Consider the following 20473-nt stretch of genomic DNA (forward strand, 5'->3'; position numbering starts at 1 on the left):
ACCCGAGACAGTGCTATGGCCGGCTGCGCAACCCCGGCCAACTCCGCCGGCCACCCCAGCCGTAGCGCCACGACCGATCATGCACTAACATTGACACCGGACCACCTCGTGGGGGCTGGCCAGCCGGTGCATCTCTCGGTCGAATCGGGCATTCATGAACGCGGACTCATTCGTTCCCTATTGTGGTATCCCTCCCATTCCGGGTCCGGGACACCTGACCTGGAACTTGGATCCGGTACTCATCGCGGTCCTGGTCGTCATCCCCGTCTTGTATGCAGTTGGCACCCAGAGGACGACCGTACCTGACAGGCATCGGCGATCATGCTTTTACGCCGGCTGGGTCATCCTGGCGGTGGCGCTCATCTCACCCCTGTGCAATCTCAGCGTCGCGTTGTTCTCGGCCCGGGTCGTCCAGCACATGCTCCTGACGCTCATCGCGGCTCCGTTGATCATTCTTGGGCAGCCGGAGCGAATGTTGCTCCCGATGATCTCAAAGCACGTTTCGTCCCGCCTACCGCATGTGCGTGGCGGAGTTCTTCCCATAGTGGCAACGGCAGGCTTCGCGGTCGCGCTGTGGACCTGGCACCTGCCGGGATCGTACGACGCAACGCTCCGGAGCGATGTCATCTACTGGAGCATGCACATCACGACACTTGGCTCGGCCCTGCTGCTCTGGCATGCCCTGTTCCATCGCGTCGGGGGCCTGTCATCGGCGCTCCTGGTCGGCTTCGGCACCACGGTCCAGATGAGCCTTCTCAGCGCCCTGCTGACCCTGGCGCCGCGTCCGCTGTTCGAGGCCCACTTCGGCACGACCTGGCCCTGGGGCCTGTCGCCCCTCGAGGATCAGCAGCTCGGCGGGGTCATCATGTGGACCCTTGGTGGAACGCTCTTCACCGTGATCGGGGTGCTGGCGTTCGGGACATGGCTTCGGTCGCTTTCGACGGACGAGAGCACCGGTCCGGCAGCGCGAGCGCCCTGATCTCAGGGAGAGGAATGCCGCGTCGCCTCGTCCGAACGCGGACACCGATGTCAGGCAGCCATGTCGTGGCTCGACCGCCAACGGTTGCGCGCCGTGACGAGCGCCTCGGCGAAGCCGCGGACGAGGTTCGACTTCTGGCGGTCCGGAGGCAGCAGAAGCAGGGTGCGCGCATGCAGCGCCGGCTCGAACGGCTTGAGGACGATCCGGCTTTGGACAACGTCGCCCAGCGAGTATGGATTGACCAGACCGATGCCGATGTCCTGGGCCACCAAAGCGGCAACCGTCGAGGAGTAAGGTGTCTCGACGACGATCCTCGGATGCGAGCCCGCCGCGCCGAGAAGGGCTGTGAAGGCGCGGCGCACCGTGTCCTCCGGCGCCAGGGCGATGAACGCCTCGCCGTGCAGATCCTCCGGCCTGATGACAGCACGCTCCGCGAGACGGTGGCCGGCCGGAAGGGCACACAGGATCCGTGGCGTGACGAAGACCTGATGGACCACGCCGGAGGCGTCGATCTCGTCCGCCGCCAAGCCGATGTCGACGTCCCCGGTCGCGACGAGATCCCTCACGGTCGAGGAGGCATGGATCTGCAAGGTCACCGACACCCTCGGATGCGCCTTGAGGAAGTGGCGGATGGCCGCCGGCACCAGGGTCGAGCCAAGGGCGGACAAGCTGGCGATCCTGATGTCGCCCGATCCGAAGTCCCTGATGCGAGCGGCGGAGGCGCGCAGGCTCTCCAGTCCCTTGAAGGAGGCCTCGACATCCCGGAACAGAAGTTGAGCCTCGGGCGTCGGGGCAAGACGCCCCTTGATCCTCTCAAAGAGATGCAGGCCGGTGCTTCGTTCGAGTTCGGCCACCAGCCGGCTGATCGCCGGCTGTGTCACTCCCAGCAGCTCCGCCGCTCGGGATGCCGTGCCGCAGATCATGACCGCGCGGAAGGCTTCTACCTGCTTGAACTGCACGATCCATGCTCCTTACCCGTGTCGATTGGTATAAGGTTTTAGCATAGACTTCGCGATCCTTGTCATTGGATCTGATGAAGGCGGGTTCCTATCCTGGGCGAAATGGTCAGAGCTCCAGGATCCCGTCGATGAACGAAGCTACCCTCTGCGTCCATGTTCCACCGGTCAGCCGGAAGGGCTTCGAGAGCCTTACGGTTCCCGTCGAGCGGGCTTCCACCATCGTCTTCCCGACGGCCGGAGCCTTTCACAACAGGCACAAGAACGGCCCGCAATCCTACAGCTACGGGCTTTACGGCACGCCCACGTCGCGGACGCTGGAGGCTCAGATCTCGGCCCTCGCCGGTGCCTCCGGGACGGTCCTCACGCCCTCGGGGCAGGCCGCGGCCATGGCGGCGTTGCTGGGCCTGTTGCAGCCGGGCGATCACCTGCTCCTGCCCGATACCGTCTACGGTCCGGTCCGCACGCTGGCGGATGGCTTTCTCAAGACCATCGGTGTGAGCACCACCTATTACGACCCGCCCATCGGTCACGACATCAGCCACCATTTCACGAAAGAAACGCGACTGGTCTGGGTGGAGTCGCCCGGCTCCGGCACCTTCGAGGTCCAGGACGTGCCGGCCATCGTGGCGGCGGCCCGCGACCGTGGGATCCTCGTTGCCTGCGACAACACCTGGGCCACTCCGCTCCTGTTCCGCCCCCTCGCAGCCGGGGCCGATGTCTCGGTCGAGGCTGTCTCGAAGCACATGGGCGGCCACTCGGATCTCCTGCTGGGCTGCGTGTCGGCGAGGGACGAAGCCGTTCTGGGCCGCATCCGTTGCCTCGTCCGGTCGTTCGGCATCGGCGTCTCGCCCGACGATTGCTCGCTGGCGCTCAGGGGATTGCAGACCCTGTCCGTCCGGCTGCGCCATCAGGGAGCGGCCGGCTTGTCGGTCGCGCGCTGGATGGCCGAACAGCGCGCTGTCGCACGGGTCTTCCATCCTGGTCTTCCGACCGCTTCCGGGCACGAGATCTGGCGGCGGGATTTCTCCGGTGCCGCCGGCGTCTTCAGCGTGTCCCTGCGGCCTGAGTGCGCCAACCGGATCGATCAGGCCCTGGGCCGGCTGCGGATCTTTAGGATCGGCGCGAGCTGGGGCGGGGCCAACAGCCTCGTCGCCCCCGTCGACCTGTCCGGCCAGCGCACCGCGACGCGCTGGGACGACAAGGCACCGCTCCTGCGCTTCTCGATCGGCCTGGAAGACGAGGCCGACATCATGACGGATCTCGCTGGCTTCTTCGCCGCACTCAGCGGGACCAACAACGACTAACGCGGCATCCAGAGGGTTAATCATGAAAAGGTCACTTCTTGCCGCCGCGACCGCGATGATGTCCGTGGTCCTTGCCGCGCCGCTCCACGCGCAAGGGAGCGGACCGACGACGCTTCAGAAGGTGAAGGAGCGCGGTGTCCTGCGATGCGGTGCCAGTCAGGGTGTGGCCGGATTCTCGATCCCGGACGCCAAGGGCGTGTGGTCAGGCCTGGACGTCGACTTCTGCCGCGCGCTCGCGGCGGCCGTTCTTGGTGACCCGAACAAGACTGAGTTCATTCCGCTGTCGAGCAAGGATCGATTGACCGCCCTTCAGGCGGGCGAGATTGATGTCCTGTCCCGCACGACGACATGGACGCTGCAACGCGATGCGGCCCTCGGCCTGAACTTCACGGCGGTCAACTACTATGACGGCCAGGGCTTCATGGTGCGAAAGTCTGCCGGTATCACGTCGGCAAAGCAGTTGGGCGGTGCGTCCGTCTGCATCTCGCAAGGCACCACGAACGAATTGAACGCCGCGGATTACTTTCGTGCCAACGACATGAAGGTCCAGACCGTCACCTTCCAGGAAGTCAACGAGACGGTGAAGGCATTCGAGGCAGGCCGTTGCGATGCCTATACCGTTGACATCTCGGCCCTTGCGGCCGGCCGGCTCACGCTGGGCAACCCCGACGATTACGTTATCCTTCCGGAGGTCATCTCGAAGGAACCGCTGGGGCCATGGGTGCGCCAGGGTGACGACCAGTGGTTCGACATCGTGCGGTGGACCGTGTTCGCGCTCGTCAACGCCGAGGAGGCAGGCGTCATGAAGGACAATGTCACTGCCATGCGTGGGTCGTCGAACCCGGACGTGCGGCGCCTGCTGGGCGAGGAGGGCGAGTTCGGCCCGGCGCTCGGACTCTCCAAGGACTGGGCGTTCAACATCATCAAGAGCGTCGGCAACTACGGCGAGATCTTCGACCGGAACCTCGGCCCCAAGACGCGGCTGGCCTTGGACCGGGGGCTGAACCGTCTCTGGTCAAAGGGCGGGATCATGTACGCACCGCCCATGCGGTAGCCAGCAGCCGGTCAGACGTAATCTGGACAAGACCCGTTCGCATCGACGCTCTCATCTCGCGCCTGTGGGAGTGTCCCTACTGGAGCACGTTGGTATGATACCCGTCCAAGCAGGATCCGCCTCCGACCTGTTCGGCCACCGTCTCAAACAGCAACTTGAGATGGTCAGTCAGATCATCCTTCAGGTCTCGACAGAGGACCGACTGTCGCTCGCCATAACGCGTTTGAGCGGCCTACATCCTCTGGCCATCCCTGCCAATGGCAGCCTCGCACCATGGCAGGAGCGGCGCGCCAAGGAAATCATGCATTCACGTTTCGCCACACGCCTCACCATAGCCGATGTGGCACACGAATGCCGCCTCACGCCGAGTTACTTCGCCAAGGCCTTCCGCCGCACGACAGGCATGAGCCCGCATCAGTACCTGACGCAGGTTCGCGTGCAGGAGGCCGAGGGGCTTCTCTTGTCCTCGGCATTGCCCCTGGCGGACGTTGCACTCATCTGCGGTTTCGGAGATCAGAGCTATTTCACGCGCGTCTTCTCCCGTTCTGTTGGAACGAGCCCTGGAGCGTGGAGAAGGGCGATGGCGCATGCCAGTCCGTCAGCTTTTCTCACGGGAAAACGTGTCGGTGACTGTAGGGGGGTAATCGCCTCATTGACAGCTTGGGAAATTGATCACTGATGGGCATTAGTTTAGGAGACTGGCCCAACAGGGTCTTAAGAGGGCGCCATAACGCCGGATGAAGAGCTTACGGAAGCTCCTGGAGGATCGTTGGTCCGGTGGCCTACTGGCCGCCGCGATGATTTATTTCCTGGCGATTCAGGGACTGGCCGGTGCCATAGCCCAGGGTTCAGCGGCAGGCTCTCTCCAGGATCCGAGCTTCGTCATCTGTTCCAGTTTTGCGGATCACGGCAGGAACGGCGATCCATCCGCACCATCCGAGGACGGCGATCACCACGCGTTCTGCGCGGTCCTGTGTCAGGTTTCCTTTGCCCGGATCGCTGCTCTTCCCGGAACGCCTCCCGTCATCCAACGCCTCGAAATCTTTCACGAGGTTGATGCCAAGGGCGGGCCGCTGTTGCCCGCAAGGTATTACGAACGGCTGCATGTCGCGGAAGCGAGAGCCCCACCTCGGCTGGCCTGAGCTACGTTTCCCTTCACTCGCCGCTCTGTGAGGGCGGCAAGGTTTCGTGCTGCGTCCCTCGACGCTGACCTGAGCAACATCTATGTCCGACCAAACCCTGAGCTGGGGCCGCGATGTCGCGCGCCCGCAGAGCAGCTCGTCCAATCTCTATCGCGCTGTCTGGCGCTGGCACTTCTACGCGGGCCTTCTGGTGCTGCCCTTCCTCATCACGCTCGCGATCACGGGCGGTCTCTATCTGTTCAAGGATGAGATCGATGGCCTCGTCCACGCGGATCTCAAGCGGGTCGAGGTGCAAGAAGCCGCGACCAAGGTGGCACCCTCGGCGGTGGTGGCCGCGACCCTGGCAGCCTATCCCGGCACGGCCGTCAAGTTCATCGACCCAGCGACGCCGACTTCCTCCGCCGAGGTAACGGTCAACACGGCATCCGGCGAGCGGCTGGCAGTCTACGTCAATCCTTATGGCGGTCAGGTTTTGGGATCCCTGCCGGATCGCGGCACCATCATGTGGACGATCCGCTATCTCCACAGCCTGAAGTACTTCGGGACTGTCACCAGGGCGTTCATCGAGATCGCCGCGGGATGGTCGATCCTCCTCGTGGGAACCGGCATCTATCTCTGGTGGCCGCGTCGCCAGACGGGAGGCGTCGTCTCAATCCGGAGCACGCCCGGCAAGCGTGTGTTCTGGCGCGATACCCATGCAGTCACCGGCCTCTTCGTCGGCTTCTTCATCGTGTTCCTGGCGATCACCGGCATGCCGTGGTCGAACGTCTGGGGCGGCAAGGTCAACGAGTGGGCCAACGGGCACAACTTCGGCTATCCGGCCGGCGTGCGCGTGGCGGTGCCGATGTCCGACGAGCACCTAGGCCACGTCAGCCCAACCACCTGGTCCTTGGAGCAGGCACAGGTTCCGGAATCCGGAGGCCACGCACACGGTACCGAGCCCATCGGGCTCGACAAGGCCGTTAGCATCGTCGACGGCCTGGGCCTGCACCGAGGCTACACAGTCGCGATCCCGACGTCGGCCAAGGGCGTCTACTCGGCTTCCGTCTATCCCGACGACGTCGAGCAACAGCGGGTCGTCCACCTCGACCAGTACTCCGGCAAGCCGCTCCTCGACATGAGCTATGCCGACTATGGTCCGCTCGGTAAATGGCTGGAGTTCGGCATCAACGTCCACATGGGCCAGCAGTTCGGCCTGGCGAACCAGCTCTTCCTGCTGGCGGTCTGTGTCGCGATCGTGGTGCTGGCCGTTTCGGCCGCCGTGATGTGGTGGAAGCGCAGGCCCTCGGGGTCGCTCGGTGTGCCGCCGGCCCCGGCAGATCGTCGTGTGTTCCGGGGATTGATCGTCATCCTCGTGATCGGCGGCATTGTGTTCCCCCTCGTGGGTGCCTCCTTGCTGGTGATGCTGGCTCTGGATTGGCTCCTCTCCGGCAAGCGCGCTCAAGCCGCCTAGCCTCAGAGCGGCCGCAGGTGCCTGCGGCCGCTCTTCGCCTGAGCGCTGAGGTGCGGGTCGGGAGCCCGGGATGTCCATGTCTCGGTACTGACTTCAGCCCTGAGAGTAAATACCCCTACACCACATGAGAGTTCGTGCTGTCTCTTGACGTACATTATACGCTGCTTGTACGTACAGTATACTATACTAAGCGGAGGCCCATCCGGGGAGCCGTGCTCCGGGGCTTCATTCCACCGCTGCGGACAAGGAGGCAGTTGCATGAACAGAATGACGAAGCTGACGCTGGCCATCGGACCATCCCTTGCGGTGCTCGCAGGGGCTGCATTCGCGCACGATCACGCGGTCTCCCGCGGCCGCCTCGTGTTTGCCGATCACGAGCAGCCAAAGGTCAGCATCCTCGATCTCGACAGCGGCGAGGTGACCCATGGCTTCGAGATGCCGAAGCCGAATCCCGTGCTCGCCACGACGGAGGAGGGCCGCTACACCGTCATCAAGACAGGCGACGATGCTGGCACCGTTCGCTTCCTCGACACGGGCCTGATTTATGAGTCGCACGGTGACCACACCGATGTCGAAAAGGGTGAGGTCAAGCTGCTCGACTATACTCTGCGTGGCGACAAGCCCGCCCATGTCGTCTCCGAGAACGGTTGGATCGCCGTGTTCTTCGATGGTCACCGGCCGTGGGAGCGCGCGAGCGAACCAGGCGCGACCTTCATCAAGCTCGACACCCTTGGCAAAGCAAAGCCGACGACGCGAACCTGGAAGAGTCCTGCCCCACAGCACGGCATCGCGTTTGCGCTCGGCACGGACGAGTGGCTCGTCTCCACCCATAACGAGCCCTATGCCAAGGGTGACCAGACAGCGAGCTCGCGCTCGAACGGTTTCCGGATCGTCAAGGGTGAGGATTGGAAAGTCGTGGCGTCCTTCGACGATCTGTCTGACCCGCAGAAATCATGCAAGGAGTTCCATGGGCACGCGGCCCTGAACAACGTCCATGTCTTCGGTTGCGCGCAAGGACCTGAGGATAACGTGCAGGCCGGAGGCATTCTCGTTCTGGGGAAGGATCGCGGCCAATGGAAGGCCCGCCGCGTGGCCTATCCGGACAATCGTCGTTCGTCGACGATCAAGGCCCGGGAGGGCGGTCAGTACCTGATTGCCAACTATGGCAACAAGGGTCCTTACGATGCCCTGATCCGTATCGATCCCAAGGCCGCTGCCCTGACGGCACAGGACATCTTCCAAGTCCCGGATGGGCAGGCTGTGTGCCAGTTCGAGGTCTCGTCCAACGGCAAGCGCGTGGCCAACCTGACGGCGGATGGCAAGCTGCGGATCTATGACGCATCGCCGGCCTGGAAGCAGATTGCTCAATTCGATGCAGTCCCGGCCTTCGACTGTGCGTACGGTGCCAGGACGCCGACGCCGTCCCTTGCGATCGTCGGCGAGAACGCCTTCATCAGCGATCCCGTGAACAAGCGGATCCGCGAGTACAGCCTGGGCAGCCTCCAGCAGGGGCTCGATCTTCCGATCGAGGGCATGCCGGCGAACCTCGCCAACGGTGGCGGCGGCTAGCCTTAAGCCTTGCCAAGCTTGGCCGCACCGCATACCCTGGCCAGGACGGTTCCTCATGTGAGGATCAAAAGGGAACGCGGTGCGGCGACCATTCGCCTATGCCGCGGCTGCCCCCGCAACTGTAGGCGGTGAGCCACCCACGAACCAGCCACTGGCGCTTTCGCGCTGGGAAGGCCGTGGACAGCGACGACCCGCGAGCCAGGAGACCTGCCGTCATGCAAAAAACGTCCACAGGCGGGGTGTCCTGGTCGGTCGCTTGCGGATGGCACAGCCATCTCTCCTGCACGCGTCCATCGACTCCTCAACCGTAGGGAGTCCAAGGATGGCTGAAGAGCCCAACACTGTCGCGGCGTTGTCTTGCGAGGATGTCAGCGTCCGTTCTGCGGACGGTTACACTCTGCTCGACGGTGTTTCCCTGTCCATCGCGCAGGGGGAGAGGCTGGCGGTCATTGGCCCGAACGGGGCAGGCAAGACGACATTCCTTCGCCTGCTGACGGGGTATGTGACACCAGCCCGCGGCAGTATCAGGCTAAATAGCCTGCCCTTGGAGAAGTTGACGAGGCTCGAGAGGGCGCGCTGTCTCGCGGTCGTCAACCAGATCGATCAGCCCGACCCCAGGCTAACCGTCAGAGAGTATGTCGCGCTTGGACGCCTTCCGCATTACGGCCGTCAAACCAGCCAACAGGAGCGGGATATCGTCTCGAGCGCGATGGCGAAGACTGGCTTGATCGGTCTGGAGGCCAGGACGATCGGCTCCCTTTCAGGAGGCGAGCGTCAGCGTGCCGCGCTGGCTCGCGCTATCGCGCAGGAGCCCTCGATCCTGCTTCTGGACGAGCCCACCAATCATCTCGATCCCCGTGCGCGAGCGGACCTTCTGTCGCTCGTGCGCGATCTGGGGATCACCGTCATCGCCGTGCTGCACGATCTCATGCTGGTGAGCCCGTTCGCGGACCGGGTGGCCATCCTCAAGGCCGGCCGCCTAATCGCGCATGACCGGCCGGACAGAGCGCTCGCGTCGCCGATCGTGCGCGACGTGTTCGACATGGTTTCTTTCCCGATCACCAATCCGGCTACCGGACGGACCTCATTGGCGTTCGACGTTCCGCAGCCGTGCTGAAAGCCCAAACACTTACCATAGGAAAAGAGAATGCTGTCTCGCATGATGACGATGGGCTTCGGCCTATCGACCCTGGTCCTTCTGAGCTTTTCTCAACAAGCCGCAGCCTACCCGGTCACGGTCGAGAACTGCGGCCGGACCCTGACCTTTGAGGCGGCGCCGAAGCGGGCCGTCGTCCATGATCTCAACATGTCGGAGATGGCCTTTGCCCTGGGCCTTCAGCCCAACATCGTCGGCCTGACGGGCATCACCGGCTGGTACAAGGTCGGGCCCGAGTTCAAGGCGGCGCAGGGCTCGATTCCGGAGCTTGCGCCCAAGAATCCGTCTTTGGAGAACGTTGTCGGAGCCAATCCCGATTTCTTCTTCGCCGGGTGGTATTATGGCATGAAGCCCGGTGGAGACGTGACGCCCGATACGCTCGCCAAGCACCAGATCAAAACCTACATCCTGACCGAGAGTTGCGCTCATGCTGACAAGTCCCGGCCACGGGCGTCACTGGATCTCCTTTATACGGACGTGCTTGCTCTCGGGCGCATCTTCGGAAAGGAGGACGATGCAGCTCACCTCGTCGCAGGCTGGAAGCAGCGGGTCGCCGATGCCGCAGGCAAGGCAAAGGACAACAAGCCCCTGAAGGTCTTCGTCTATGATTCGGGCGAGGATAAGCCCTTCACGGCGGGCAAGTTCGCCATGCCCACCGCACTCATCGAGGCCGCAGGAGGCCGCAACGTCCTCGATGATGTGGAAATGAGCTGGGGCACGAGCTCGTGGGAAACAGTCGCAGCAAGGGATCCCGAGTTCCTCATCCTCCTCGACTACCAAGATGATACCGGCTACCGCAAGCTGTTGGACTTTCTCAAGAACCATCCAGCCATGAAGGAAACGGCAGCCGTCAGGAACGAGCGCTTCCTGCCGCTCCGCTATGGCGAGCTGACGCCGGGACCGGCCAATATCGAGGCGATCGAGAAGCTCGCAAAGGCGCTGCAAGAGCCGAAGTCGCAGTGAGAATACGCCTTGCCCTCATCTGGAGCCTGGGCGGCGCCGGCATCATCGCCCTGATGGTGCTCGGCGTCGCCTTCGGTTCGACGGTGCTGCCGCTCGAACAGGTCTGGCAATCGCTGGCAGCACCATTGTCGCCCGATTCAGCCTCGGATGTGCCGATGGCTGTCCAGCGGATCGTGCTGGAGCTCCGCCTGCCGCGGGTCATCCTCGCGGCCTGCGTCGGCGCGGGGCTGGCCGTGGTTGGCGCGCTCCTGCAAACCACGACCCGAAACGATCTGGCCGATCCATTCCTGTTCGGTCTCTCGTCCGGGGCGGCCGCCGGCGCGGTCGCCGTGATATCGCACTTCGGCGATCGTCTCGGGGCGTGGACGACGCCGCTTGCAGCGTTTGCTGGAGCGATGCTGTCGGCGGGGGCCGTTCTCACCCTGGTCACGAACCAGCGCGAGCGAGGTCCGGAAAAGCTCATCATTGCAGGCCTCGCCGTTTCCTTTCTGTTCGGAGCCATCACGAGCTATCTCGTCTTTGCGGGCGATCAGAGGGCCGCTCACTCGGTCTTTTTCTGGTCGCTTGGAGGGCTCGGCTTAGCGAACTGGAGCAATATTCTCCTTGCGCTCCTTGGTCTCGTCATTGCCCTCGGAACGGGCATCCTGTTCCATCGCAAGCTCGATGGACTGCTCGCCGGAGAGGAGACAGCATCGTCGCTTGGGATCAATGTGCCACGATTGCGGCTCGTGATCTTCTTCCTCTCAGCAATTGCGACAGCGACCTTTGTTGCGCTTGCTGGTGTCATTGGCTTTGTTGGGCTTATGGTTCCTCATATGGCCAAGGCGCTTGTAGGGGTGCGACACAGGCCAATGATCATAACAACGGCGATCCTTGGAGCGCTTCTCCTCTTGGGTGGCGACCTTATCAGTCGTTTGATCCTTGCCCCTCAGGAGCTTCCCGTCGGTATTGTCACAGCCGCGGCCGGGGCCGTGTTTGTCCTGACGATGGTTGTACGTCGCCCATAATCGCTGAGGGGTCGGCACTTCGTTTGCCGCAACCTCTCGATGGACGGGCTTTGCGGAAATGGAAAGCATTGTAACGAGATGAATTGGTTCTGGCGCGAGACTGAGACCCTGCGTAAGTGGCGGGAGATCCCGTTAGACCAGTTCTTAGGTGAGAGGGTCTGAATAGAGGTAAGGTCCGCAACTGGCACACCTGAGACGTTAGCCGGAGGGCAGCAATCCTCACGTAACCAGACCTTCCTTAAGGTCGGCGAATTTCACTGCCTGACCCGATCCGGACCTTTGCTGACTGTCTTGAGCAGCGAACACTAGGTCTCGGCACACGAAAACTCGCTCAGTGCGGAATGGCTGATGTGGAATCCTTGTGCGTTGAAATAAGAGCCAGCGTATCTACTTAGTGGAGTCCAATTGCACGGCTCGCAACCCGCTCCCCCATCAGTGAGCGTTCTTGCCTGTTGGTCTCTCAATTTACATCAAGCGCCATGTCTCTCGTTTTTCAGCGAAACAATGTTAAGATTGCCGGCAAGGGTCAGCAGCCCATGTTCTTCGCCCACGGCTATGGCTGCGACCAGAACATGTGGCGCTACATCACGCCGGCCTTCGAGGACCGCTACAGGATCGTTCTCTTCGACCACGTTGGCCACGGCCAGTCGGATGAGACCGCCTTCGACCAGGTCCGATACGGCTCCCTTCAAGGCTATGCGGACGACGTCCTGGCGATCTGCCGCGAGTTGAACCTCAAGGACGTGATCTTCGTCGGCCACTCGGTCAGTGCCATGATCGGGGTTCTGGCCGCCATCCAGGAGCCGGAACGGTTTGACCGTCTGGTGATGATCGGGCCATCGCCCCGCTACATCAACGATGGCGATTATGTCGGCGGGTTCAAGCAGGAGGATATCGAGGGCCTGCTCGATTCGCTCGATAGCAATCATCTGGGCTGGTCAAGTACCATGGCGCCGGTGATCATGGGCAACCCGGAGCGTCCCGAACTCGGCGAGGAGCTCGCCAACAGCTTCTGCCGCACGAATCCCGAGATTGCCAAGCACTTCGCCCGCGTGACCTTTCTCTCGGACAACCGGGCGGACCTGCCTCAAGTGAAGACAAAGGCTCTAATCCTCCAGTGCTCGCAGGACGTGATTGCCCCCGAGGCGGTTGGGCACTACGTGCATCAGAACCTTCCAAGCAGCGAGTTCGTCCTGATGACAGCGACGGGACACTGCCCGAACCTGAGTGCACCTGAGGAGACGATTGCCGCCATGGAGGCCTTTCTGCGCAGTTCAGTTCCCAACAAGACGGCAGCAGAGTGAGCATAGACCCAAAGGCAATCATCGAAACTCCCGAGGAACTTTACGAGAGCGCCCCCTGCGGCTACCTCTCGACCCTGCCGGATGGCACCATCATCAGAGCCAACCAAACCTGCCTCACCTGGATTGGTATGAAGCGGCAGGACCTTGTCGGCAACAAGTGCTTCCAGGACCTTCTGAGCATTGGCGGCAGGATCTTCTACGACACCCATTTCGCGCCGCTCCTGCGGATGCAGGGATTTGTGAACGAGATTGCGTTTGATTTGATCTGCGCCGATGGACGCTCCCTGCCGGTTCTCGCCAATGCCGTCCAAAAGCGGGACGCGGGTGGGAAGCCTGTCGTCAACCGCATCACCCTCTTCAATGCCACCGACCGACGACAATACGAGCGGGAGTTGCTTCTTGCGCGTCAAAAGGCCGAGCAGGCCGCCGAGGAACTCAAGCGTCTGAACGAGAGCCTGGAGGAGAGGGTGGCGCACGAAGTCGCCGAGCGCCTGAAAGCCGAGGAGGCGATGCGCCAATCCCAGAAGATGGAGGCGGTGGGCCAGCTCACGGGGGGCGTGGCACACGACTTCAACAACCTGCTCACGGTGATCAAATCGTCGACCGATCTCCTCAAGCGACCGAACCTGTCAGAGGAGCGGCGGGCCCGCTATGTCGCCGCGATCTCCGATACCGTGGACCGAGCCGCCAAGCTCACGAGCCAGCTTCTCGCCTTTGCCCGGCGCCAAGCCCTCAAGCCGGAAACGTTCGATGCGGGGCAGTCCGTTCGGATGCTCAGCGACATGGTCCGTACGCTGACCGGGGCACGGATCCAGATCATCACCTACCTGCCCGATGAGCCGTGCTTCATCAGCGCCGATCCTAGTCAGTTCGACACAGCGCTGATCAACATCGTGGTCAACGCGCGTGACGCGATGGACGGTGAGGGCCAGATCACGATCACCGTGTGGCCGGCCGAGAAAATGCCCGCCGTCCGGAGGCACGCGGCAGTCAAGGCCCCTTACGTGGCGATCTCAATCGCCGACACGGGCTCAGGCATCCCGGCGGATCAGCTTGAACAGATCTTTGAGCCATTTTTCACCACAAAGGGCGTTGGCCAGGGCACCGGCCTCGGATTGTCCCAGGTATTCGGGTTCGTCAAGCAGTCAGGGGGACAAGTGATTGTCGAGAGCGAGGTTGGCCAGGGCACCACATTCACACTGTACCTGCCCCGGGTCATAGCCGCTCCTGGAGTGATCGCTCCAGAGGAGGAGACCACCGAAGACGGGCACGGCACCTGCGTGCTGGTGGTCGAGGACAATCGGGACGTCGGCACCTTCGTGACGCAGACCCTGGAAGAGTTGGGCTACCGCACGAAGTGGGTCGAGAGTGCACAAGCCGCGCTCGACGAGTTGGCGACGTCTCCGGGGGCCCATGATATTGTGTTCTCGGACGTGGTGATGCCGGGCATGGACGGTGTGGAGTTGGCGCTCCACGTGCAACGGCTCTATCCCGATCTGCCGCTGGTGCTGACGAGCGGATACAGCCACGTTCTGGCTGAGGGAGGGCACGGGTTCGAGCTGTTGCAGAAGCCTTATTCCGTTGAGGCCCTGTCACGCGTGCTTAGCAAGGCGTCCCGCGAGCTGCGCAGGCGGACATGGGCCAAATCGTGAAGAACACATGGCATTGTTGCTCTCGCTTTGCGCCTGCCACGCAGGTTAGCCACCCTGTTTGGTCGCAATCCAGATCGTGTGTCTTGCGCCCCCACGTGTTCCGTGGGCGCGAGCGTTGACCTCATCCACACCAAATCCCGCCTTGCGCAGGCGCTGGGTAAAGGCTCTATTCGGTGCCGATGACCACACGGCAAGGACGCCACCAGGAGTCAGTGCTGTCCGAGCGGAGCTAAGCCCCGACAAGTCGTAGAGGCTGTCATTGGCCCGGCGTGTCAGCCCTTCGGGCCCGTTGTCGACATCCAACAGGATCCCATCGTAAGCGGACCGGCTCGATCTTATCAGGTTGCCGACATCCCCTTCGACGATGCTGACGCGGGAATCGGTAAGGCTATCGCCAAAGACTTCGGCCATGGGACCGCGGGCCCAGGCCACGACCGCGGGTACCAGTTCAGCCACAGTGACCTGAGCATCGGGGCCGAGTTCAGCGAGCGCAGCGCGGAGTGTAAAGCCCATCCCCAACCCACCGATCAGGATCTGTGGTCGCTTGCGGCCCCGAAGTCTTTGACAAGACAGTCTGGCCAGCGCCTCCTCGGATCCACTGAGGCGGCTGTTCATCAGCTCATTGCTGCCCAGCATGATGGAGAACTCGGCCCCACGCCTCTTGAGGCGCAAGTCGTCCCGGTCGCCCGGAACTTTTGCCGTGTCGAGTAAGAACCAAGGAATCATGAAACGCTCTTCGGACAGCACTGCCTATTTCGCGGGACCATGCACGTGTCGGGAACGCCGATCAATGGACACAAACTCACCCATGCCGTTGGCCCGCGCGTCACGTCCTTTTGCTCGCGATTCTATCCAATCAATGCATCGAGCCCGACCATTCACAGGGCGATGCGAGACGGCGCAACAGTGCGGTCGGTGGAGCCTTCTTCGGCTTCTTTGCGTCGCGTTTACCGCGCTGTTCGCTCCTGGCCACGGCTAGCTTCCGTTTGTCAGGCAGTTCGTGGATGAGATCATGTCAGTCGTGGGTCGACTTTCCGAACAGATGGTCGAAATCGGCCAGCACGCGGTCGATCAGCTTGCTGCGGCGTAGATCGCTTGCATCCAAGCTCTGTGCGAGGAGGCCAAGCAGATAGCGCGCCTTCTCAACCGCCTCGTGCCAATCGGTGGCGGGTGCGGCTGTCAGCAGATCCTCGAGGGCGGCTTGTCTGGTACGCAGTGCTTCCTGATCGGCTTCGACTTCTGCCCGGAGACGTCGGAGGTCAGTGGCTTTCTGAGCCGCCATTCCGCGATGCGCATCAAGATTGGTCGGTTGATCAGCCATAGCCTCGTTCCTCCGTGTTGTTACCAGTGCATCCACTGGTAACTCGATCACCTAAGCACGTTCAATCAGTAGGCGGGCCAGCGTCTTGGCCAACCGCTCATTCTGTCCAACGGGTTCAGGCGTCACGTCGTGCCATTTATGTGCTCGAAGCCCCGGAAGCGTTTGCCCGAACGGTGCTCTCAAACCTGACCGAATAAGGCATCGCCCGATCAGCCCGCCAGGCAGTGCTCCCGCTCCATGCCGCCAACCGTGCTATCTCATCTGCTCGGGAAGAACTCTGCTCGGGAAGAACTCGAAATGTCTCTAATGGGATGGTCCGGCCGTGCTCCTGCCCCGCTTGCTTGTAAGCTGTGGGGCTTTGAGCCACGCAAGGAGCACGTCTCATGTCACGGTCTTCTTTCTCTGCTGCGATCGCCACCCTGGGCATCGATCTGGGCAAGAACACGTTTCATCTCATCGGCCAGGATGTGCGCGGCGCCATCGTGCTGCGGATCAAACTCTCCCGTCCCCAGCTCCCGCAGCGCCTGGCCAACATTCCGCCGTGCCTGATCGGCATGGAAGCCTGTGCCGGGGCTCACCATATCGGCCGGCAACTCCAGGCGCTCGGCCACGACGTGCGCCTGATCCCGGCCCAATACGTCAAACCGTTTCTCAAGAGCCACAAAAACGACTACCGGGATGCCGAAGCCATTGCTGAGGCGGTGCAGCGGCCCACCATGTCCTTCGTGGCCATCAAGACCCCAGACCAGATGGATCTGCTTGCTTTGCACCGGGTGCGCTCGCGTCTGGTCAGCCAGCGCACGGGCGTGACCAACCAGATCCGTGGTTTCCTGCTCGAGCGCGGCATCACCGTGCGGCAAGGGCTCGTGCCATTACGTCAGGCGTTGCCAGGCATCCTGGGTTCGTCCTCTGACGCTCTGTCGCTGCGGATGGTTCACCTCATCGCCGATTTGGCTGAAGACTGGCGTCAGCTCGACGAGCGCATTGCTGCCGTCTCGGCTGAGATCGAGGCGCTGGCGGCGCAGGATGAGAATTGTCAGCGCCTGATGAGCGTGCCGGGCGTGGGACCCATCATCTCGTCAGCCGTGGTGGCGGCCATTGGAACAGGAGCAGGCTTCAAGCAGGGGCGGGATTTCGGTGCCTGGCTCGGGCTGGTGCCGAAGCAGGAATCGACCGGCGACCGCACCATCCTGGGCAAGATCTCCAGACGCGGCAACAAGGACCTGAGGACGCTGTTTGTGCAGGCCGCTCACATCGTCCTGGTCCGCCGGCCGCATGGGGCCAGACTGGGGCTGTGGCCCTGGATTGAGACTGCGGAACGACGGCTGCATCGCAACATGCTGGTGATTGCGCTCGCCAACAAGCTCGCGCGCATCGCTTGGGCGGTGCTGGCGCGGGGACATGGCTATCAGCCTCGGAGCGCCTCCCATGTGGGATGAGACAAGAGCTTCAGGCTCCTCCTGCACACCATTACCCTTGAGGAGAAGACAATGAGATCAGTTCAGTAACAGCGGTTTTCCCGCCGAGGTCTGCGAGATGGATGAGATGGACGAACGGTCTGCCCGGCGCAACCATGAGACTGGGTGCCATGATGGCCCATTGAGGTCTTTCGGCTAGCGAGTCTTGGATGCGCGCGGATACCCATGCTGGCCCGGAGCACAGGCTCCACCCTGAGGTTTAATACATTGCTGCAGCTCTCACGTTCGTCAGTCTGCCACCATCATCTTGCAACGCACGGCCGGACCATACATCTTGGCACATCTGAGACACTGCGGTGTGGTCCGCTCCGAACGCGAGGGTGTGTGAAAACTCTGATGAGCCACTCCTTGGAGCAACTTCATGTCTCATAAGCCTCGATAGACCGGGGAATCCTCGGTACAGGGGCATAAGCTTGTACAAATAGTTCGCTGCGATCCGCTTGGTTCAAGTTTTCACATAGCCTCAACGCTAGAGCGGACATGGGGAGGGCCCCGATTCCTGCCATGCCGTTCGCCGGTTGTGATGTTCTCGACGCAACTCGCGGGGACTAAGGCAGAGTGCCGGACGATCCCTTGCGAGAAAGCCCGCCTCTGAGGGTGAGGCGGGAGGATGCGGACTTTGGGTAAGTACTTTGCCGAATTGCGGCTCTCCTATGCGGACGGCCACATCACCAACTGTAGACGCTACCAAAGGATGCCGCAGGCCTTCTAAGTGTTTGTTCAGCCTGGGCATCATTTTCGAGTTTGCCTCAGCCTTTGCCGAACTACCCCATCAGTCTGCCTCATCCGCAAAAGGGCCGATTGACTTCGAGTTTCGTGGGAGAACGTGTGCGGAATGGCTATTCTGCCATCTTCATGTGAATCAGGGGGAATGGACGACCGCTGCTATCGAACTCGGATCGACCAATCTCGTGAAAGCCGAGTCGTCTGTAAAATGCCCGCGCTCCCTCATTCTGCTCGTTAACATCGACCGTGAGAGCGCCCTCTCTTTCGCGGGCATGCTGAATAAGTAGGCGTCCGACTCCTTTGTCATGCTGCTCTGGAGCTACAAAAAGGGCATCGATCACGGCCCCTGTCATTCCCATGAAAGCCACAGGCCTGTCCGAGGAATCTACGGCAACCCAGAACTCTCGATGGGGCAAGTAATCGTTACGGACCATGTCGGCATAGACTTCAATATCAGCCTCACTCAGGAAGGTGTGAGTGGTCCGGACGGCATCGAGCCAGATGGCGAACATGGTCTCGATGTCGCTTGAGCGGGACTTGCGAATTGTGAACATGGGTAGCGCTCTAGGGTTAAAATCCGGTGAGATCAATCTACCTGATGATACCCGACTTCCGATAAGCCTGTGTGGAACAGTCCGTTCTATCACGGCCCCCGTTCATGCACGAAAAAGGTTGGGTCATTGGGCTTCCGCCAGGTATTGCGGGACAATGACCGGCGCGGGATCTCGGTTGACCACGCGACCATTCACAGATGGATCGTGCGCTATTCACCCGAACTGCTCGAGCAGTTCAATAAACGCAAGAGAGCGGTCACCGGGAGGTGGCACATGGACGAGACGTACATCAAGGTCCGTGGGCGTTGGCTGTATCTCTATCGCGCCATCGACAGCAACGGCGACACGGTCGAATTCTGGTTCAGCGAGAAGCGTAATTTGACCGCCGCTAAGCGGTTTTTGGACAAGGCCCTCAAGCGACACGGCCGACCCGAGAGGATCGTGATTGATGGTAGTCAGACCAACAGAGAGGCCATCTTGTCCTGTGATACGACAGACCGCCTCCAGGATCGATCAAGGCGCAAACTGAAGCCGATCCGGATCCGGCAGAGTCGTTATCTCACGGATGTATTTGACAAGCCATTTTCGACGGCAGACAGATCTTTTGTCTTTCGCCGCTGCCCTGCGGTCGTTTGTGTTCAGCCGCTCAGTGTTTGATTGAAGTGTGTTGGAGCCTGACGATGGGCGCCTGGGGCTGCCTGAATGGCAAGAGTGCAGACGCCCCGGCCTTACCAGGAGTGGATCGGCAGGGCTGGTTCTGCTATAGTTGACGGGCTCGGGTGACCCCGGAGCGAAGAGCAGGACGTGAGGTTGCAATCCCGCCGCGCAGCTTAGGATCGTCGCACCTCATTGGCGGCACCCGAGCACCCTTTCGGTGATCGCGGTTTCCAGGTGGCCACAAACCGCCGGTAGGCTTCCTCGGCCTGGCCGATCATCTCTCGTTCTGCCTCCCGCACCGCCTTGTGGCTGTAGGCCGCGGCTGCCCCTTTCTGCTTTCCGCCACGCCGAGACGGATAGCCTGCTGCCAGTTCCAGGTAGCGCAATTTCCACTGCAGCAGCGCGGGCCTGCTCCAGGTGTAGTCCTCCTCTTTGCTCAGCATGTGCCAGACGATCACCGCCAGCTTGCGGGCCGTTGCCACGGCCGCCACTGACTTGCCGCGCTTGTTCCGGATGCGCATGAAGAAAGCCCGCACTGGGCCAGGCACACCGGAGATCACCCAGGCCGCCTCGACCAGCATCGAACGGGCGTGAGCCCGCCCCTGTTTGCTGATGCGGCCATGATAGGCGGGCCTGTCACCAGACTGCCGGACTTGAGGATTGAGCCCGAAGTAGCTCACCAGCTTTTGCGGCGAGGAGAAGCGTTTGATGTCGCCGATCGCAGCCAGGACGCTCATCGCGACAGTTGCATTTACCCCCGTGATCGTCATCAATCGCCTGACCTGCGGATCGTCGAGAGCTTTCTGGGCGAGGCTCTTATCCAGTTCAGCAAGTTCAGCGCCAAGCCGATCCAGCTCACCGGCATGACGCAGGATCACCCGACGCTGATCCTCGGCGAGCGGGAGGGCCTCCAGCCAGGCCCTCCCGCGTTTTGAGAACAAGCTCCCTTGATAAGGCGGGATCAGGTGAGCATGCAGAACCGAGTGGATCCGGTTCTTGAGCCGGGTCATCTGCGAGACCAACTGGGTGCGCTCTGCCGTGATACGGCGGCGCGTCTCGGTCTCCTCGTCTGGCATCCAGACTTCGGGTAAAAACCCGCTCGCATGGAGCTTGGCCAGCACGCGAGCATCGATTTTGTCGGTCTTGACTTTGGCCCAGGCGATCGCTCGCACCAGGTTGGGATTGGCAATCACCA

At 61.9% G+C, this 20473-nt stretch carries 18 protein-coding genes, 2 pseudogenes and 1 riboswitch; of the genes and pseudogenes, 15 read left to right on the top strand and 5 right to left on the bottom strand.

Features of this window, described 5'->3' with window-relative positions; translation table 11 throughout:
- Positions 1-154 precede the first annotated feature (154 nt).
- On the top strand, positions 155-979 hold the full coding sequence (locus ACS5Q1_RS37055) for a cytochrome c oxidase assembly protein (RefSeq protein ID WP_473102941.1): 825 nt from the start codon (positions 155-157) through the stop codon (positions 977-979).
- A gap of 50 nt (positions 980-1029) precedes the next feature.
- Here ACS5Q1_RS37055 and ACS5Q1_RS37060 read toward each other — a convergent pair whose 3' ends face one another.
- On the bottom strand, positions 1030-1938 hold the full coding sequence (locus tag ACS5Q1_RS37060; protein WP_473102942.1) for a LysR substrate-binding domain-containing protein: 909 nt from the start codon (positions 1936-1938) through the stop codon (positions 1030-1032).
- Positions 1939-2066: 128 nt separating this feature from the next.
- On the opposite strand from ACS5Q1_RS37060, the gene metC reads away from it, so the two are divergent.
- The 12 genes and pseudogenes from metC (at position 2067) to ACS5Q1_RS37120 (ending at position 14542) form a co-directional block, all read left to right on the top strand.
- Positions 2067-3242 (top strand): cystathionine beta-lyase, encoded by a 1176-nt coding sequence (gene metC, locus ACS5Q1_RS37065; RefSeq protein WP_473102943.1) that lies wholly within the window; start codon positions 2067-2069, stop codon positions 3240-3242.
- A 22-nt stretch (positions 3243-3264) separates the two neighbouring features.
- Positions 3265-4296, top strand: a complete 1032-nt coding sequence (locus ACS5Q1_RS37070) for an amino acid ABC transporter substrate-binding protein (RefSeq protein WP_473102944.1) — start codon at positions 3265-3267, stop codon at positions 4294-4296.
- 94 nt (positions 4297-4390) lie between these two features.
- Positions 4391-4975: a helix-turn-helix transcriptional regulator gene (locus ACS5Q1_RS37075; RefSeq protein ID WP_473102945.1), complete on the top strand. Its 585-nt coding sequence runs from the start codon at positions 4391-4393 to the stop codon at positions 4973-4975.
- A gap of 58 nt (positions 4976-5033) precedes the next feature.
- Positions 5034-5438 carry a DUF2946 family protein gene (locus ACS5Q1_RS37080; RefSeq protein ID WP_473102946.1) on the top strand — a complete coding sequence of 135 codons (405 nt, stop codon included), beginning with the start codon at positions 5034-5036 and terminating at the stop codon, positions 5436-5438.
- A gap of 82 nt (positions 5439-5520) precedes the next feature.
- Entirely contained in the window at positions 5521-6891 is a 1371-nt protein-coding gene (locus ACS5Q1_RS37085; protein ID WP_473102947.1) for a PepSY-associated TM helix domain-containing protein, read from the top strand.
- A gap of 258 nt (positions 6892-7149) precedes the next feature.
- Positions 7150-8460, top strand: coding sequence for a hypothetical protein (locus ACS5Q1_RS37090; RefSeq protein ID WP_473102948.1), 1311 nt, complete (start codon positions 7150-7152; stop codon positions 8458-8460).
- Between the two features lie 29 nt (positions 8461-8489).
- A riboswitch (cobalamin riboswitch) is annotated at positions 8490-8689 on the top strand.
- 183 nt (positions 8690-8872) lie between these two features.
- Positions 8873-9244, top strand: a pseudogene (locus ACS5Q1_RS37095) (ATP-binding cassette domain-containing protein); the annotation flags it as partial.
- 15 nt (positions 9245-9259) lie between these two features.
- Positions 9260-9577 carry an ATP-binding cassette domain-containing protein gene (locus tag ACS5Q1_RS37100; protein ID WP_473102956.1) on the top strand — a complete coding sequence of 106 codons (318 nt, stop codon included), beginning with the start codon at positions 9260-9262 and terminating at the stop codon, positions 9575-9577.
- A gap of 51 nt (positions 9578-9628) precedes the next feature.
- Complete coding sequence (locus ACS5Q1_RS37105) at positions 9629-10579, top strand: ABC transporter substrate-binding protein (RefSeq protein ID WP_473102957.1); 951 nt, start codon at positions 9629-9631, stop codon at positions 10577-10579.
- Between the two features lie 53 nt (positions 10580-10632).
- A complete protein-coding gene (locus ACS5Q1_RS37110) occupies positions 10633-11586 on the top strand; it encodes a FecCD family ABC transporter permease (RefSeq protein ID WP_473102958.1) in 954 nt (317 codons plus the stop codon).
- Between the two features lie 479 nt (positions 11587-12065).
- Positions 12066-12890, top strand: a complete 825-nt coding sequence (locus tag ACS5Q1_RS37115) for an alpha/beta fold hydrolase (protein ID WP_473102949.1) — start codon at positions 12066-12068, stop codon at positions 12888-12890.
- Complete coding sequence (locus tag ACS5Q1_RS37120) at positions 12887-14542, top strand: ATP-binding protein (RefSeq protein ID WP_473102950.1); 1656 nt, start codon at positions 12887-12889, stop codon at positions 14540-14542. Before ACS5Q1_RS37115 ends, ACS5Q1_RS37120 begins: the two co-directional genes overlap by 4 nt.
- A 45-nt stretch (positions 14543-14587) precedes the next feature.
- On the opposite strand, the gene ACS5Q1_RS37125 is transcribed toward ACS5Q1_RS37120, so the two are convergent.
- Together ACS5Q1_RS37125 and ACS5Q1_RS37130 are read right to left on the bottom strand one after the other, a co-directional pair.
- Positions 14588-15268, bottom strand: a complete 681-nt coding sequence (locus ACS5Q1_RS37125; protein WP_473102951.1) for a hypothetical protein — start codon at positions 15266-15268, stop codon at positions 14588-14590.
- 289 nt (positions 15269-15557) lie between these two features.
- Positions 15558-15863 (bottom strand): hypothetical protein, encoded by a 306-nt coding sequence (locus ACS5Q1_RS37130; RefSeq protein WP_473102952.1) that lies wholly within the window; start codon positions 15861-15863, stop codon positions 15558-15560.
- Between the two features lie 383 nt (positions 15864-16246).
- On the opposite strand from ACS5Q1_RS37130, the gene ACS5Q1_RS37135 reads away from it, so the two are divergent.
- Positions 16247-17302 (top strand): IS110 family RNA-guided transposase, encoded by a 1056-nt coding sequence (locus ACS5Q1_RS37135; protein ID WP_473102953.1) that lies wholly within the window; start codon positions 16247-16249, stop codon positions 17300-17302.
- Positions 17303-18180: 878 nt separating this feature from the next.
- Here the strand turns inward: ACS5Q1_RS37135 and ACS5Q1_RS37140 are convergent.
- Complete coding sequence (locus tag ACS5Q1_RS37140) at positions 18181-18621, bottom strand: acetyltransferase (RefSeq protein WP_473102954.1); 441 nt, start codon at positions 18619-18621, stop codon at positions 18181-18183.
- Between the two features lie 126 nt (positions 18622-18747).
- On the opposite strand from ACS5Q1_RS37140, the pseudogene ACS5Q1_RS37145 reads away from it, so the two are divergent.
- Positions 18748-19188: pseudogene (locus ACS5Q1_RS37145) on the top strand (IS6 family transposase); the annotation flags it as partial.
- A gap of 263 nt (positions 19189-19451) precedes the next feature.
- On the opposite strand, the gene ACS5Q1_RS37150 reads toward ACS5Q1_RS37145, so the two are convergent.
- A partial coding sequence (locus tag ACS5Q1_RS37150; RefSeq protein WP_473102955.1) for an IS110 family RNA-guided transposase occupies positions 19452-20473 on the bottom strand: 1022 nt, incomplete at its 5' end.

The sequence above is a fragment of the Microvirga sp. GN3 genome (assembly GCF_055792825.1).